The 15,700-nt window shown below is 61.8% G+C and carries 11 protein-coding genes and 1 pseudogene; 7 read left to right on the plus strand and 5 right to left on the minus strand.

All coding sequences use genetic code 11. From position 1 onward, the window contains the following. Nucleotides 1-119 precede the first annotated feature (119 nt). Both AC1DNK_RS27965 and AC1DNK_RS27970 read left to right on the plus strand, forming a co-directional pair. On the plus strand, nucleotides 120-1,301 hold the full coding sequence (locus AC1DNK_RS27965; protein ID WP_477944330.1) for an efflux RND transporter periplasmic adaptor subunit: 1,182 nt from the start codon (nucleotides 120-122) through the stop codon (nucleotides 1,299-1,301). Next, a complete protein-coding gene (locus tag AC1DNK_RS27970; RefSeq protein ID WP_112390361.1) occupies nucleotides 1,298-4,483 on the plus strand; it encodes an efflux RND transporter permease subunit in 3,186 nt (1,061 codons plus the stop codon). The genes AC1DNK_RS27965 and AC1DNK_RS27970 overlap by 4 nt, the downstream gene beginning before the upstream one ends. A 4-nt stretch (nucleotides 4,484-4,487) precedes the next feature. Here the strand turns inward: AC1DNK_RS27970 and AC1DNK_RS27975 are convergent, their stop codons facing one another. From AC1DNK_RS27975 to AC1DNK_RS27990, 4 genes are all read right to left on the minus strand, one after another. Next, the gene (locus tag AC1DNK_RS27975; protein ID WP_477944332.1) at nucleotides 4,488-5,495 is read right to left on the minus strand and encodes an acyltransferase family protein; all 1,008 of its coding nucleotides are present in this window, start codon (nucleotides 5,493-5,495) and stop codon (nucleotides 4,488-4,490) included. A gap of 46 nt (nucleotides 5,496-5,541) precedes the next feature. Then, nucleotides 5,542-6,807, minus strand: a complete 1,266-nt coding sequence (locus tag AC1DNK_RS27980; RefSeq protein ID WP_477944334.1) for an O-antigen ligase family protein — start codon at nucleotides 6,805-6,807, stop codon at nucleotides 5,542-5,544. 14 nt (nucleotides 6,808-6,821) lie between these two features. Further along, the gene (locus AC1DNK_RS27985; protein WP_310293887.1) at nucleotides 6,822-8,087 is read right to left on the minus strand and encodes a polysaccharide biosynthesis/export family protein; all 1,266 of its coding nucleotides are present in this window, start codon (nucleotides 8,085-8,087) and stop codon (nucleotides 6,822-6,824) included. 76 nt (nucleotides 8,088-8,163) lie between these two features. Further along, nucleotides 8,164-8,844, minus strand: a complete 681-nt coding sequence (locus AC1DNK_RS27990) for a sugar transferase (RefSeq protein ID WP_112390357.1) — start codon at nucleotides 8,842-8,844, stop codon at nucleotides 8,164-8,166. A gap of 784 nt (nucleotides 8,845-9,628) precedes the next feature. Here AC1DNK_RS27990 and AC1DNK_RS27995 point away from each other — a divergent pair. Together AC1DNK_RS27995 and AC1DNK_RS28000 are read left to right on the plus strand one after the other, a co-directional pair. Further along, a complete protein-coding gene (locus AC1DNK_RS27995; protein WP_477944336.1) occupies nucleotides 9,629-9,916 on the plus strand; it encodes an exopolysaccharide production repressor protein in 288 nt (95 codons plus the stop codon). Between the two features lie 113 nt (nucleotides 9,917-10,029). Then, a complete protein-coding gene (locus tag AC1DNK_RS28000; RefSeq protein ID WP_477944338.1) occupies nucleotides 10,030-11,028 on the plus strand; it encodes a glycosyltransferase family 2 protein in 999 nt (332 codons plus the stop codon). Between the two features lie 3 nt (nucleotides 11,029-11,031). Here AC1DNK_RS28000 and AC1DNK_RS28005 read toward each other — a convergent pair whose 3' ends face one another. Then, complete coding sequence (locus AC1DNK_RS28005) at nucleotides 11,032-11,991, minus strand: glycosyltransferase family 2 protein (protein ID WP_477944340.1); 960 nt, start codon at nucleotides 11,989-11,991, stop codon at nucleotides 11,032-11,034. Nucleotides 11,992-12,524: 533 nt separating this feature from the next. Between AC1DNK_RS28005 and AC1DNK_RS28010 the strand changes: the two genes are divergently transcribed. From AC1DNK_RS28010 to AC1DNK_RS28020, 3 genes and pseudogenes are all read left to right on the plus strand, one after another. After that, the gene (locus AC1DNK_RS28010) at nucleotides 12,525-13,643 is read left to right on the plus strand and encodes an acyltransferase family protein (RefSeq protein WP_477944342.1); all 1,119 of its coding nucleotides are present in this window, start codon (nucleotides 12,525-12,527) and stop codon (nucleotides 13,641-13,643) included. Between the two features lie 3 nt (nucleotides 13,644-13,646). Continuing rightward, a complete protein-coding gene (exoK, locus tag AC1DNK_RS28015; RefSeq protein WP_477944344.1) occupies nucleotides 13,647-14,441 on the plus strand; it encodes an endo-1,3-1,4-beta-glycanase ExoK in 795 nt (264 codons plus the stop codon). A gap of 84 nt (nucleotides 14,442-14,525) precedes the next feature. Next, nucleotides 14,526-15,680 (plus strand): annotated as a pseudogene (locus AC1DNK_RS28020) (glycosyltransferase); the annotation flags it as partial. Nucleotides 15,681-15,700 lie beyond the last annotated feature (20 nt).

The following is a 15,700-nucleotide window of genomic DNA, read 5'->3' on the forward strand; positions in this document are numbered from 1 at the left end:
TCGGGTGCTCGAGTTGGAAGTTGCAGACGCGGCCGCCCGCGTTTGAAGCAGTGGATATGATACGCATCATTTCAGCATGAGATTGGCGGCATAACGGCCGCCCAGAATGGGGGATCGCTATGCCTTACTCTCTTCGTGCCGCTATTGCATTCGGCTTTGTCTCGGCTCTTCTGCCGCTCGCCGCTGAGGCCCAGCAGGCCGCCGCACCACCTCCCCCGCCCGTCACCGTCGCCAAACCCGTCGTCCGCGAGGTCGTCGACAACGACGAATTCATCGGCCGCTTCGAAGCCGTCGACCAGGTTTCGATCCGCGCCCGCGTCGGCGGATATCTGCAGGAAGTGCATTTCACTGACGGCGCGCTCGTCAAGAAGGGCGACCTGCTGTTCGTCATCGACCAGCGCCCCTTCATCACCGCCGTCAACGAGGCGAACGCCGCGCTGGAAGTCGCCAAGTCGACCCAGGAATATGCCGAGACTCAGTTTAAACGGGCGGAATCGCTCGCCAATAATGGCAGCCAGTCGGTCTCGACACTCGACGACCGCCGCCGCGACTGGGTCTCCGCCCAGGCGAATGTTCGCGGCGCCCAGGCAACCGCCGACCGCGCCGCGCTCGATCTCGAATATACCAAGATCACCGCGCCGATCAGCGGCCGCATCGACCGCCGCCTGATCTCCGCCGGCAACCTCGTGCAAGCCGACCAGTCGGTGCTGACGACCATCGTCTCGCTCGATCCGATCGACTTCTATTTCGACGTCGACGAGCGCCGCCTGCTGAACTTCGCCGATACCGCCCGCACCCGCGGCAGCGATCTGCAGCAGGGCGGTGGTGGCGTGCCGGTCCAGGTGCGGATCTCCGATTCCACCCAGAAACCGTTCAGCGGCAAGCTGGATTTCGCCGAAAACCGGGTGGACAACGAGTCCGGCACGATGCGCATCCGCGCCCGCTTCGACAATCCCAATCTCGTGCTCCAGCCCGGGCTCTTCGGCCGTGTGCAGGTGGAAGCCTCGAACACCTACAAGGCGATCCTGGTTCCCGACGAAGCCGTCGGCTCCGACCAGAACCAGCGCGTCGTCTATATCGTCGGCGCTGACGGCACCGTTTCGACCAAGCCGGTCCGGCCGGGACCGCGGCTCTATGGCTACAGGGCCATCCGCGAAGGCATGGACGGCACCGAAACCATCGTCGTCAACGGCCTGATGCGCGCCCGCCCCGGCTCGAAGATCACGCCGCAGTTGATCGAACTGCCGCAAAGCCGTGATGACATCCCGCCGGAAGCTGCAGGCATGGAGCTCGCCCAATGAGGTTCGCCCATTTCTTCGTCGACCGGCCGATCTTCGCGTCGGTGCTCTCGATCGTCCTGCTCATCGTTGGCGGGCTCGCGTATTTCCAGCTGCCGGTGGCGCAGTATCCGGAAATCGCCCCGCCGACCATCGTCGTGCGCACCGCCTATCCGGGCGCCGACGCCGAAACCATCGCCAATACGGTGGCAACGCCGATCGAGCAGGAAATCAACGGCGTCGAAGACATGCTCTACATGTCCTCCTATTCGACCGCCGACGGCTCGATGGCGCTGACCATCACTTTCAAGCTCGGCACCGATCTCGACAAGGCACAGGTCCTCGTCCAGAACCGCGTTGGCATTGCCGAGCCGCGGCTTCCCGAAGAGGTCCGCCGCATCGGCATCACCACCGCCAAGAGTTCTCCCGACCTGATGATGGTCGTGCATCTACTGTCGCCGAACTCGCGCTATGACCAGCTCTACGTTTCCAACTATGCGCGCAGCCGCATCCGCGACACGCTCGTCCGCCTCGATGGCGTCGGCGACGTCATCATCTTCGGCGAACGCGAGTATTCGCTGCGCATCTGGCTCGATCCGGAAAAGCTCTCGGCCTACGGGATGACATCGAGCGACGTCGTGCAATCGCTGCGCGATCAGAACGTTCAGGTCTCAGGCGGCTCGATCGGCGGTCCGCCCACATCAGGCACCAATGCGTTCCAATATACGGTGACGACGGAAGGCCGCTTCTCGGATGCCCGCCAGTTCCGCTATGTCATCGTCAAGGCGACGGCCAGCGGCCGTCTGGTGCAGCTGCAGGACATCGCCCGCATCGAGCTCGGCGCCAAGGACTATGTCACCAACAGCTATCTGAACGGCAAGCCGGCAGTCGCGCTCGGCATCTTCTCGCGCCCGGGCACCAACGCGCTGGCAGCCGCCGCCTCGATCAAGCAGGCGATGCAGACCGCGCAGCAGGATTTCCCCGACGGCCTCTCTTACGACATCGTCTACAACCCGACCGAGTTCATCTCGGAATCGATTGACGAGGTCTACAAGACCATCGCCGAAGCGGCGATCCTCGTGGCTCTCGTCGTTCTGGTCTTCCTGCAATCCTGGCGAACGGCGATCATCCCGATCGTTGCCATTCCGGTGTCGCTGATCGGCACCTTCGCCTTCCTGCTCGCCTTCGGCTTCTCGCTGAACATGCTGACGCTGTTCGGTCTGGTGCTGGCGATCGGCATCGTCGTCGACGACGCCATCGTCGTCGTCGAGAATGTCGAGCGAAATCTGGCGAAGGGCATGACACCGCGCGAGGCGGCGCATGTGACGATGAACGAGGTCGGCACCGCCGTTCTCGCCATCTCGCTGGTGCTCATCGCGGTCTTCGTGCCGACGGCCTTCATCCCCGGCATTTCAGGCCAGTTCTACCGGCAATTCGCGGTGACCATCTCGGTCGCGACGGCGATTTCCGCGCTGAATTCGTTGACGCTGTCACCGGCGCTCGCCGCGATCGTGCTGAAACCGCATGATGCGCATCACAAGCCGAAAAACCCGGTCTCGCGCTTCGGCAATGCGCTGGCCAACGGCTTCAATAATGGCTTCGACCGGCTGAGTTCGGGCTATTCCTGGATCGTGCGCCATGCGGTGCAGACCTGGGCGGCGCTCGGCATCGCACTGCTGGTCTTCGTGGGCCTGCTCGGCCTCACCTATTATATGACCAGCATCGTGCCGCGCGGCTTCGTGCCCGTGATGGACCAGGGCTACGCGATCGTCGTCGTGCAGTTGCCGGATGGCGCGTCGCTGGCGAGAACCGATGCCGTCGTCCAGCGCGCCTCGGAGATCATCCGCAACACGCCGGGCGTCAAGAATGCCGTCGCCTTCTCCGGCTTCAGCGGCGCGACCTTCACCAATGCCTCGAATGCCGGCGTCGTCTTCGCCGCCTTCGATACGTTCGAAAACCGGCTGGAGCACCACCAGAATGCCGGGCAGATCATCGGCCAGCTCTACGGCAGCCTGCAGAGTATCCAGGAAGCCTTCATCATCGCCATCCCGCCGCCGCCGATCTCCGGCATCGGCAATGCCGGCGGCTTCAAGATGCAGGTCATGGACCGCGAGAGCTCTGACATGCGCCGCGTGCTGGGGGCCGCCTATCAGATCATGGGCAAGGCCAACCAGACACCCGGCCTCACCGGCGTCTTCACAACCTTCTCGGCTTCCAGCCCGCAGTTTTTCCTGGAGATCGACCGCGACAAGGCGCGTGCGCTKAACGTGCCGATCCCCAATATCTTCGATACGCTGTCGATCAACCTTGGCACGTCCTACGTCAACGACTTCAACGCCTTCGGCCGCGTCTACCAGGTGCGCGCGCAGGCCGACCAGCAGTACCGCGTCGAGCGCGACGATATCCTGGCGCTCAAGGTCCGCTCGGCAACCGGCGCGCTGGTACCATTGGGCACGCTGGTCGAGATCAAGGACACGGCGGGTCCCTCGCTCGTCCAGCATTATAATATGTATGTCTCCGTTCCCCTGCAGGGCAACGCCGCACCCGGCGTCTCGACCGGCAGCGCGCTCAACACGATGGAGGGCGTTGCCGCAAGCATCCTGCCGGCCGGCACGACCTTCGAATGGACGGAAATCGCCTATCAGGAAAAGAACACTGGCAACACTGCGATCTATATCTTCGCGCTCTCGGTCATCTTCGTCTTCCTGGCGCTGTCGGCCCAGTATGAAAGCTGGGTCCTGCCGCTGGCGATCATCCTGATCGTGCCCTTGGCGATCCTTGCCGCCCTGATCGGCGTGCATCTGCGCGGGATGGACAACAATATCCTGACGCAGATCGGCCTGATTGTGCTGATAGGCCTTGCGGCCAAGAACGCGATCCTGATCGTCGAGTTCGCGAGACAGGCGGAAGAAGAAGGAAAGACGGCGATCGAGGCTGCCATCGAGGCCAGCCACCTGCGCCTGCGCCCGATCCTGATGACCGCCTTCGCCTTCATCTTCGGCGTCGTGCCGCTGATGATCGCGACCGGCCCCGGCGCAGAAATGCGCCAGTCGCTCGGCACCGCCGTGTTCTCCGGCATGCTGGGCGTGACAATCTTCGGCCTGTTCCTGACGCCGGTCTTCTATGTGGTGCTGCGCGCCCGCTACCGGCGCAAGCCGGCAGTCACCGCGCCGCCACCGGCGCAGGCCGAAGAAGCCGCGCAGTAAGGGATCAGGAGGGGCGCCGCTGCAATCCGCGGCGCTTCAGCCCCTCGCCGGAAAACAGCCTGCGCAGCGGCTTTTCGACCAGCTCGTAAGCTCCGACACCGACGATCGTGCCGCCGGCGATGGCGCCGAGCAGCGTCAGCCCGCCGCCGATGACGAGGATCTCAGCCGCCTTGACGGCGACCGAAATCGCCAGCGTGTGCCACAGATAGATCGAGTAGGACGCATCGCCGAGATAGGTCAGGACAGGTACGCGGCCGATGCTGCCGCCGGTTTCCAGCGACACCATGCCGAAGACCAGCGCCATGGCCAGCGGCCCGCAGATGGATTCATCGAACTCCGCACCCATCAGATAGATCGCCGCAAAGCCGCAAAGTGCTGCGCCGATGCAGGCAAGCCCGAGGCTCGTTCCCGCCACCTTCCGCCGGATCCACAATTCGGCGATGAAGACGCCGCCGAGGAATTCGAGGATGATCGGCCGCGTATAGGTCGCAAGTGCTGCCGAGGACGGATGGGTCAGCAGCCCGGCAACGAAGAACAGACCGAAGACGGCGGCAAGAAAGACAAGCCGCCACTGACGCGGCAGGAACAGCGCGCCGGCAAACAGCACATAGAAGAACATCTCGAAATTCAGCGTCCAGCCCTGCACCAGCACCGGCCAGATTTCACCATTGCTCGGCGAGCGCACCGGAATGAAGAAAAGCGATCCGAGCAGATGTCCGGCGCTGAGCTGCAGGTTCGGGAAAAGCCCGGCGAGCGCGCCCGCCACCATGATCCCGGTCACCAGCCAATAGGAGGGCGCGATGCGCTTGATACGATCGAGCAGGAAGCGCTGCGGCGTAACCGGCCGCCGGTCGCTGATCACCCACATGATGAAGCCTGAAATTACGAAGAACACATCAACCCCAGCCGCACCGATGGCGAAATGGCCGCCGGTCCGTTCGGCGGCATGGAACACCACGACGGCAAGCGCTGCAAAGGCACGCAAATACTGGATCCCGTAGAGGGTCTTCATGCAGTTTCCTCAAGATGCCGCGAGAAGCGGCGGGCAATGAAATGGATCAGGAATGGGCGGCAGGCATGGTTTCGTAGCGCCGCAGTTCGGCCATCGCCGAGCGCTGCCGCGCGCCGACCAGTTTTCCGGCACAGAAATAAAGAAGGAAGGTGCCGACATTATAAGGTGTGAGCACATCGATCTCGACGAAGGAGCGCACCGTCAGCAGCACCGCAAGCCCGAGCAGCAGATAGGACTCGTCGTTGCGCACGTCCTCGATCAGCCGCCGCAGGTGCCCCCAGAGCATCGCGAGCATCGTCGCCGCCAGGATGAGCACCCCGGTCAGCCCGAGTTCGACGGCCGTCTCGATATAGGTGTTGTGGAAATGGAAGCCGCTGCGCGAGCCGATGAAGAACTCTTCCCAGAGACGTTCCGGTTCCGAGAAGCCCTGGACCCAATAGGCCTGATAGCCGATGCCGAAGGCCGGGTGCCGCGTCCAGGCCTCGATCCCCTGCTGCCAGAGATAGGTGCGCCCCGTCAGCGTCGAATCCTTGCCGAACAGGCCGAGGACCAGATCGACGACGCCGAGATAGACGCTCGCGACAGCGAGAATGATCGCCGCCACGCCACCGCCGATCACCAGCAGCTTGCGCTGCTGCGGCGACAGCATCAGCACGATGCGGATGCCGACCAGGAGTGCGACGATGACGGCCGTTGTCAGCACCGAAGTCGCGGATTGCGAGGCAAGCAGGCAGTAAGCGGCCATCAGACCGGCAGCGGCAGAGACCATCGCCCATATCCGCCGCTCGCCATAGATAAAGACGGCGGCAAAGGCGAAGATAATGCCGAGCGAAGCATAGAAGCCGAGCTGGTTCTTGGAGGCGAAGGCGCCGACGAAGCTGTAGGTGCCGTCGAGCGGATCATATTCGTAATAGCCGAACAGGATCGAATAGAGCAGCACGACCGCCGCCCCGGCAACGCCGCCGAGCGTCAGCGTCCTGACATCGATGGTGCGAACCGCGATCAGCGCGCAGAGCACCTGCGTCAGATACTGGATGCTGGCGCGCATCGAGACGCTCGGCACCTGCGACCAGAAGACCGAGAGAAAGGCGAAGACGGCGAAGGCATAGAGCCAGACGAACTTGCTGTGACTGCCGAGCACCTTCTTGTAGTCGACGGCGATCAGCGGCAGCCAGAGCGCATAGTAAAGCAGGATCGCCGCCTGCCCGAAACGGATCGAATAGGCAAAGCAGAACATCGAGAGCGCGACCGCCGGGATGGCATAGGCCGCGTTCACGCCTGGAATGATCAGTGCCGATTTGGCGATCCGCATTGCGGTCTCCGCTTCTATCGCATCGCGACCCCGGCCGTGACCTTGATCAGGTCTCCCGGCTCGAGGGCCATGTTCTCCTGCACCGGGATTTCCTTCGACTGCCCGCCGACATCGCGGACGATCGAATAGTTGATGTTCGCGGCGTTTTCAGGGTCGAAGCGCGCGGCGTCGCTCGACTGCGACAGCGCCTCCGACATCAGCGCATCGCTGGTGGAAAGCTTGAGGTTCAGCGTATCCAGCTCGGATTCGGTATCCTGCAGCTCCTGGGCCAGCTTGGCGTCCCAGTCGTTGCGCAGCGTGATCTCGTCCTGATTGGCCTTGCTGATATCCTGCTTGGCCTTCAGCGAATTGGTGTCGATATCGAGAAGTGTCGCCTCGATATCGGCGGCGCGCTGTTCGGCGGTCAGCTTGCGGGCGCTGAGAGCCAGCCCCTTTTCGGCCAGGTTTTCGATCTTGTCGCGATCTTCCTTGGCGAGTTCGAGCTGACGCGTCTGCGTCTCGGTCTTCTTGGCCAGGGATTCGATTTCGGCCTGCAGCAGCGCCTTCAGGTCGTCGAGCGCCTGGAGCTGCAGCGTCAGCCGCTTCTTGCGCGTGTCCTTCAAGGCCACTTCGCTGGCCATCAATGCCTTACCCTCCGGCAGATCCTTGAGTTCCGGCGGCATGTCGATGGCATCGCTGTTCTGCGTCTCGGCCTGCAGCCGGGCGCGCCGCGCGATGAGGCGGTTCTTTTCCGAAGTGTAGACGACGGCATCGCCCTTGGCGTTGATGAAATCACGCGCAAAGCGCTGGCCGGCGTCGGCACGGCGAAGTCCGCCCGCAAGGCTCACGGCTTTGACCACCGTGAGATTGGGCGCGAACGGATATTCGCCGGGCTTTTCGACATCGCCGGTGAGAAAGACAGGGCGGAACTCGGCCAGTTCGACGGATGCCGAGGGCCGATCCTTGAGCCCGAACTGCTTCTGCAGCGCCAGCCCGATTTCCTGCGCGATCGCGTCCGTCGTCTTTCCAGAGGCTGGGAGGTCGCCAATGAACGGCAGCGACAGGCTGCCCGATGGACCGATCGAGTAATCACCGCTGACCACGGACCAATCGCGGATCGCGCCTTCCGCCGTCTGCCATTCGGCAACGCGGATGCGCAGCTTGTCCATCGTGCCGAGTTGATAATCGGCGGCGCTGGCAAGCCCCGATGAGCCGATCAAAACACCAAGGCCCGCAACGATTGCGAGACCTGAAGCAATGGACCGGCGCGCCGTGAGGCGGTGAAAAAGGAATTCTTTCATTCAGTCTTCCTCGTGAATTTGCACGGCAAGCCATAGGGGCAGCACCGTGCGAACGTGTCGAGTTGTGGGAGCGGCGTTAGTAGCTGCCGCGCTGCATGCAGACGGCAGGAATCGTCCGGGCGATGATCATGACGTCACGCGTCAGAGACCAGTTTTCGACATAGTGGGTGTCGAAGGCGACACGCGTGGCATAGGAGACGTCGTTGCGTCCGCTGATCTGCCACAGGCCGGTGAGGCCAGGACGTGCCTGAAGATAGAAGACGGCCGAAGACTCATAGAGCTCCAGTTCGTCACGCACGACGGGACGCGGCCCGACGACGCTCATTTCGCCGCGAATGATATTGATGAGCTGCGGCAGCTCATCGAGGCTGAGCTTGCGAAGCACGCTGCCGACCGCGGTAACACGCGGATCGTCCTGCAGCTTGCGGGTCGCACGCCACTCTTCCATTGCCTTCGGATTGTTACGCAGGTGTTCCTGCAGCAACCGGTCGCCATCGACCGCCATGGTGCGGAACTTCAGGCAACGGAATTCCTGTCCATTATGACCGATGCGGCGATGACCATAGAAGGCCGGGCCCTTGTCGGTTAGTTTGACGAGCAGCATCACCATCAAGAAGATCGGGCTCAGAAACACGAGCCCCAGTGATGCAGCGGTGACATCGAATGCGCGCTTCATGATCCCGCCGGTCGGCGGAAACACGTTTGCATGAACCACGCCAAAGAATGGCGTACTGTCCGATCTCGTCGCAGACTTCATAGAGTTAACTCCACTTATGTTTGCCGTTTGGTCGGTAGTCTCAGCCGCTGAGGTAGCGCTGACAGGTTCGGAGTGTATGGGTGGATTTTGTTTTTTTAAGCCACAATTTGAAGACGGGTCTGTAACAGGGCCCTTTTGGAAACCGTGTTCACTTTTTCCGTCCGTTAGGATTAGCTCAAATGGATATGCAGAGCATGCAATGTTTCCGACTAAGTCGGATGCACTGCACTAAAGAGGGAAGAGTTTGCTTTGCATTGCAACAAGATTGAAGAACAAGTCCTTTTCGGGAATGCAGGCAGCATTAGCGAAAAGGGTGCGGCCACTATCGCGAGTACCGTATTGTTATTTGCGCGCAGCCCAATTTATTGCAGCGCACCATTAGTTTCGCACCGCACACTCAAATCGTTTTAGATGAAATCTTTGTAATAAAAGTTGAACGCATAAGCGCCTCAGGCGTTGTTCCGGAGATGCAAATGTGGCGCGATTCGGGGCGTGCAATGTCTCATTCAAGGCAACCTTGAGTAAATTTGCACCCCGCCCGTGCCGCCCGGACTGCAAATCACATGGTTACCGCCCAATCGGCGTTTTTAGGCAAAGCGAGGAGGAAACCTTAAGCCGCATACTGTAGAAAACCTGCAACGCCGGACAAAAGATTAGCGGTACTAATGCTTTCGTTCTGTTGAAACTCAGAGCCTGCTAAAATATATCGAGTAAAGGGACCTTAGGAGGCGCCCGAGTTCAATGACTGTTCATTGGACCAACCCTCCTAAAGGGAGGCAACGTCATGTATGCACCTCGCGTTTTCGTTAGCATGATCGGCGCACTCGCCGTCTTTGCCGTGGCAACCTATATGTTGAACGGTTCTCTGACGACGACGCTCATACAAACGGCGATCTGTGCGGTTCTCCTGCAGCTCGGCTACTTCGGTGGCGTGATCTTCATGGTCTGGAAGGAAGCCAAGGCGCGCAACGCCTCTTCCGCAGGCATTGCACCGTCCATGGCGCCGGCGCGCGACGACAAGGACAAGCTGCCCGTCAGCCCCTTCAACAATTCCGAGCCGTTCAACCGCTGAACGGACAGGCCGGCCTATGCTGCCGGACCGCGCGTAACATCTTTTGAAGACCTCCCGCATTGCCCCCGCCGCCGTGGCGTCCTAACTGTTGCGCCAACAACGGAGGGCACGACGTGGTTGCAAGCGTATGCGTGATCATCGCCGCGAAGAACGCGGCCGATACGATCGGAATGGCCGTCAGCTCGGCGTTACGCGAGAAGGAAGTGGCCGAAGTCGTCGTCATCGACGACGGCTCCAGCGATGGTACGGCCGATACGGCGCGCGCCGCCGATGATGCGAGCGGGCGGCTGAACGTCGTTTCCTTCGAAAAGAATCGCGGGCCTTCTGCCGCCCGCAATCATGCGATCGAAATTTCCTCGGCACCCTTGATCGCCATCCTCGATGCCGACGACTTCTTCTTCGAGGGCCGCTTCAGCCGCATGCTGGCGGAAGACGACTGGGACTTCGTCGCCGACAACATCGCCTTCGTCGATTCGGAAACGGTGATGCTGGCGCCGGAGCGGCTGGACAGCTTCCCTGATCGCCCGCTCTTCCTCGATCTCGTCGCCTTCATCGACGGCAACATCTCCAAGCGCGGCGTCCGCCGCGGCGAGATCGGCTTCCTGAAGCCGGTGATGCGCCGGTCCTTCCTCGATGCGCACAAGCTGCGCTACCGCGAGGAGATGCGGCTCGGTGAGGATTACGAGCTCTATGTCCGGGCGCTCGCCAATGGCGCCCGCTACAAGGTGATCCATTCCTGTGGTTACGGTGCGGTCGTGCGTGGCAATTCGCTGAGCGGCAGCCACCGTACCGACGATATCCGCAAGCTGTACGAAGCCGACCGCGCGATCCTGGCCAGCTGCAAGCTGACACCAGAGGGTGAAGCGGCGGTGCGCCGCCACGAAAGCCATGTGCGCGGCAAATATGAGCTCCGCCACTTCCTCGACGTCAAGAAGCAAGCTGGCCCCGGCGCCGCACTCGGCTATGCGCTGGCGAACCCTGCAGCCGTGCCGGCGATCGCCTGCGGCATCTTCATGGACAAGACCGAGCGCTTCCGCAGCCCCGGCGGCGCAGAGATGGCCACGAAGGGTGCCGGCGGCCTGCGCTACCTGCTCCCCTCGCCCGCCGACTGACGGCTATTTCGAGAATTTTCCGCCCGCGAGCTGGAAGGCGCTGGCAAGCAGCGCCGGGTCGCGGCGCGCCCAGTGCAGCAGCAGGCGAAAGTCCGGCATGCGCGCCTTGCGCACCCGCTTCGCCTGGCTCCACAGCGCCTGCTTGCGCGCCCGCGTCTTGTAATCCTTGATCGTCTGGATTTCCTTCGGCCGCGCCGCAAAGCGCGCTTCCAGCCGGTCGAGCGCCATCCAGGTGATGAACTGCTGCTTCAAAAACTGCGGCGAGTCGTTGTCGACCCCGTGGAAAATGTTGATCCCCTCGCCGCGCAGCGCACCGGCCTCGCCGCAAAGCAGCACCTGACGCGCGGCCAGCATGCAGTCGCAGAAGAACAGCACGTCCTCGGCGGCAAGCCTGAGCGCCGCGTCGAAGCGCACGGTCTCGATCAGCGGCCGGCCGATCACCATGCAGGACATGTGCAGGAAGGCCCAGTTCTTCAGCATCACGCCGGCAATATCCGGTAGCTCGATGATCAGTGGCGCATCCGAAAGCCGGTGCGCGCCCTCTCTGACCTCCAGATCGGCGATGCCGAAGTGATAATCGAATTCCTCGCCGCCATGGATCGAGGCCCAATAGCAGTCGCCGTCGAAACGCTGCATCGCCGCATAGGCGTTCTGCAGATGATCCGGCGTCCAGATATCATCCGAATCGAGAAAGGCGGCATAGCGGCTGGCCGAAGGCACATTGTCGAGCCCGGTATTGCGCGCCCCGCCCGGCCCGGCATTCTCCTGGCGGATCACGGTGATTTTCGCCCGCTCTTCCGCCCCCAGCGGCTTCAGCTCGTCCTCGGCCGGATAGGGTGAGTGGTCATCGACGACAAGGACATCGAAATCCCGGTAGCTCTGCGCGAAGACAGAGGCCAGCGCCCGGCGCAGGATGCCGTCCTCACGCTGGTAAAACGGGATGATGATCGTGAAGGTCGCCATTCTTTCTCCTGACAGGCCGAAGCGGTGAGTGCGAATCTAGCGCCCGTCACCCGCACGGCAAGTTGTTGCGCCGCAGCATGATGAAGCGCATTCCGGCCGAAATTTGTCAAAGGCGGATTATCGGAACACCAGTGCTGGCTGTGCCGAATAGACCCATTTGGGGGTGACGAAGACACATTTCGGCCTCAATCGGAGGCCGCGTTCTGTAACAAACCACAGAATGTCCTTCACCAAATGAGAAAAACTTTTCCATGCGGATCACGCTTCGCAACAGGCGCAAACGTTTTATGATCATTTTCGGAAATACATTGGCGCAAAGGGCGCTCAAGCGTTTCTGCAACTGATTTCCCGGTCTGCGACACGCCATGGTAGCCGCAATTTCGCACCGTTACAAAACGGGACCGGCGATCACTTTTGCTGCAGTGCCATATTTTCTTCCGCCAAAACGCTCTAGCTTTTCGTCTGCGGGCCAGAGTCTGCTCTTTGAAACGGCTGCAAGGGGAGGTGCAGCTCCAACAGGGGTGACAGATAAAGTGAACGTAGACGCCAACGTATCCTCGCGGATCAATCTGATGCGCATCGTGCTCATTTCGGGCATTGTGTTCGTCCACATACCATTCGACCCTGCGAATACGCCGTTCAACGGAAACTACGGTTTCTTCGACTGGCTGCGGGTGTTCCTGAGCGAAGCGCTCTTCCGTGTCGGGGTCCCGTGCCTCAGCGCCATTTCCGGCTACCTGCTGTTTCGCGGCGGGATGGAAGGCTTCAACTACACCAAGACGGTGCGCACCAAGGCGCAGACCGTGTTCCTGCCGTTCCTGATCTGGAACACGCTGTTTTTCATTGCCGTGCTGGCGATCCTGGCGATCGGCATCGGCGACGGCTATGTCATCAGCCCCTATGAATCGACCTTCCGCGAATTGCTGAGCCAGCTGTTTGCTGCCGAAACCTTTCCGGCGAATATCCCGCTCTACTTCCTGCGCGATCTCTTCGTCTGCATCCTGATCTCGCCGATCCTTGCCTGGCTGGTGCGCCGTATCCCGCTGATCACGCTGTCGTCGCTGCTGCTGCTGGCGCTGATTCCGGAGCTGCCGCTCTACATCGTCATCAAGCGCTCGATCCTGTTCAGCTTCACCTTCGGCATCTATGCCAGCCTCTACAAGCTTGACATCAAGGCGCTCGACCGCTTCGCGCCGCTGGGCGTAGCACTGCTGCTCGGCGCCTCGGCGCTGCTGGCGACGGCGATCTACGCGACCGGCCCGTCGATGCCCGACTGGGTGGAGTTGTCGCGCAATGCCTTGGCGATCGGCGGCGCTGCCGGCTTCTGGATGCTCTCGGCCCTGCTCATCAAGACCCCGCTCGGCCAGCTGTTGTCGAAGACCGGGAGCCTCAGCTTCTGGATCTTCTGCGCCCATTATCCGCTGCTCGTCTTCCTCTTCATGGTCTGGGGCAAGACCGGCGTCGATTTCTACCCCTTGTTCTTCGGCGGCTGCCTGCTGGTGCTTTTCCCGCTGCTCGTTCTCACGAACGGCTTCGTGCGCAGCAACTCCCCGAAATCCTACGCCGTCCTGACCGGCGGCCGGACCAAGAAAGGTCCGCAATCCCCATCCCGCCGGGATATCCCGGCTGATTTCGTTCCACAGCGAAGGTGACACATGACGACGAAAATCGCCCATGCTCGACGGCTTTGCCTGAGTTTTACGATCATTGGTGCCGGCCTCGCCGGCGCCCTTCCCGCGTCTGCCCAGCAGGCTGCAGGCACATCCTTCGTCGATGAGTTCGACAAGATCGACCGCAGCGTCTGGTACATTTCCGACGGCTGGAACAACGGCCCGCATCAGAACTGCACCTGGTCGAAGGATCAGGTGAAGATCGATAACGGCAAGCTCGAACTCGGCTTTGCCCAGGGCAAGTCGAAGGACCGCAACTACCAGTGCGGCGAGATCCAGACCAAGAAGCGCTTCAGCTACGGCACCTATGAGGCCCGCATCAAGACCGCGACCGGCTCCGGCCTGAACTCGGCCTTCTTCACCTATATCGGCCCGGCCGACAAGCAGCAGCACGACGAGATCGATTTCGAAGTGCTCGGCAAGGACAGCTCGACCGTTCAGGTGAACCAGTACATCAAGGCCAAGGGCGGCAACGAGAAGCTGGTGCCGGTCGGTAAGTCCGCCGATCAGGATTTCAACGATTACGCCTTCGTCTGGGAGCCGAACCGGCTGCGCTATTACCTGAACGGCAAGCTGGTGCAGGACGTCACCGACCCCAGCAAGATCCCGCAGAGCCCGCAGAAGATCTTCTTCAGCCTCTGGGGCACCGACACGCTTGCCGGCTGGATGGGCAAGTTCGCCTACACCCAGCCGACCACGATGCAGATCGACCGGATCGCCTACACGGCGCCCGGCGACAAATGCCAGTTCCCGGAATCGATAGCCTGCACGCTGAATTGAGCAGGCAGGCTGACTGCCTGAGACTTGCCTGCCTCACCCCCGAAACGGACTCCGGCCAATGCCGGTCTACGCACAGGAGCCTTGATGCTGAAAGTCCTTTACCTGGTGCATGATCTGGCCGATCCGGCCGTGCGCCGCCGCGTGCTGATGCTGACCGAGGGCGGCGCTGCCGTGACCCTCGCCGGCTTTCGCCGCGGCGACAATGCACTGGCCGAGGTCAGCGGCGTGACACCGATCGAGCTGGGCAAAACAGCCGACGGCAGGTTCGGTCAGCGCATCGGCGCGGTCTTCAATGCAGCAATCCGTCTGCGCGGACTGTTGAAGGGCGTCGAGCGTCCGGATGTCATCATCGGCCGCAATCTGGAAGCATTGGCCGTTGCCGATCGCGCCAGCGCGCTCTTCGGTGGTGTCCCGGTTGTCTATGAATGCCTTGATATCCATCGGCTTCTGTCGAACGAGGGTACGCCGGGCAAGATGCTGCGCCGGGCCGAGGCGCATTTCGGCCGCAGGGCCAAGCTGCTGATCACCAGCTCACCGGCCTTCATCGCCAATTATTTCGCCACCAAATCGGCCATCAAGGCGCCGGTCATGCTGCTGGAAAACAAGGTTCTGGCGCTGGACGGCATGCCGCAGGCAGCCTCGCTGCGCCTGCCGCCCGCCGATGGAGAGCCTTGGAAGATAGGCTGGTTCGGCGCGCTCCGCTGCCGCAAATCTCTGGAACTGCTTGCCGATTTCACCCGCCGCATGGAAGGCCGGGTCGAGGTCATCCTGCGCGGACGCCCCGCCTATTCCGAATTCGAGGATTTCGATGGCTTCATTGCCAATGAGCCCTACTTGAGCTTCCGCGGCCCCTACAAGAACCCGGAGGATCTCGCCAGCATCTACGGCGAGGTGCATTTCTCCTGGGCGATCGATTTCTTTGAGGAGGGCCTGAATTCCAGCTGGCTGCTGCCGAACCGGCTCTATGAGGGCTGCCTTTACGGCAGCGTGCCGCTCAGCGTCGCCGGCACCGAAACCAGCCGCTTCCTCGCCGGCAAGCAGCTCGGCCTGTCGCTGAACGAACCAACAGCCAATGCGCTGCAGGCCATGTTCGAAGGCCTGACGGCTGAGCGCTACGGCGGGCTGGCCTCCGCAGTCGCCGATACCGGCAGGCACACATGGATGGCCGATCGCGGAGATTGCCGCGCGCTTATCGAAACACTTGCCAATCTCGTTCCGGCTGCCGCTGAGGGGCGCGCCGGTTCCGTTCCCAAAGCTCC

This window comes from Rhizobium sp. 01N424 (assembly GCF_056399485.1).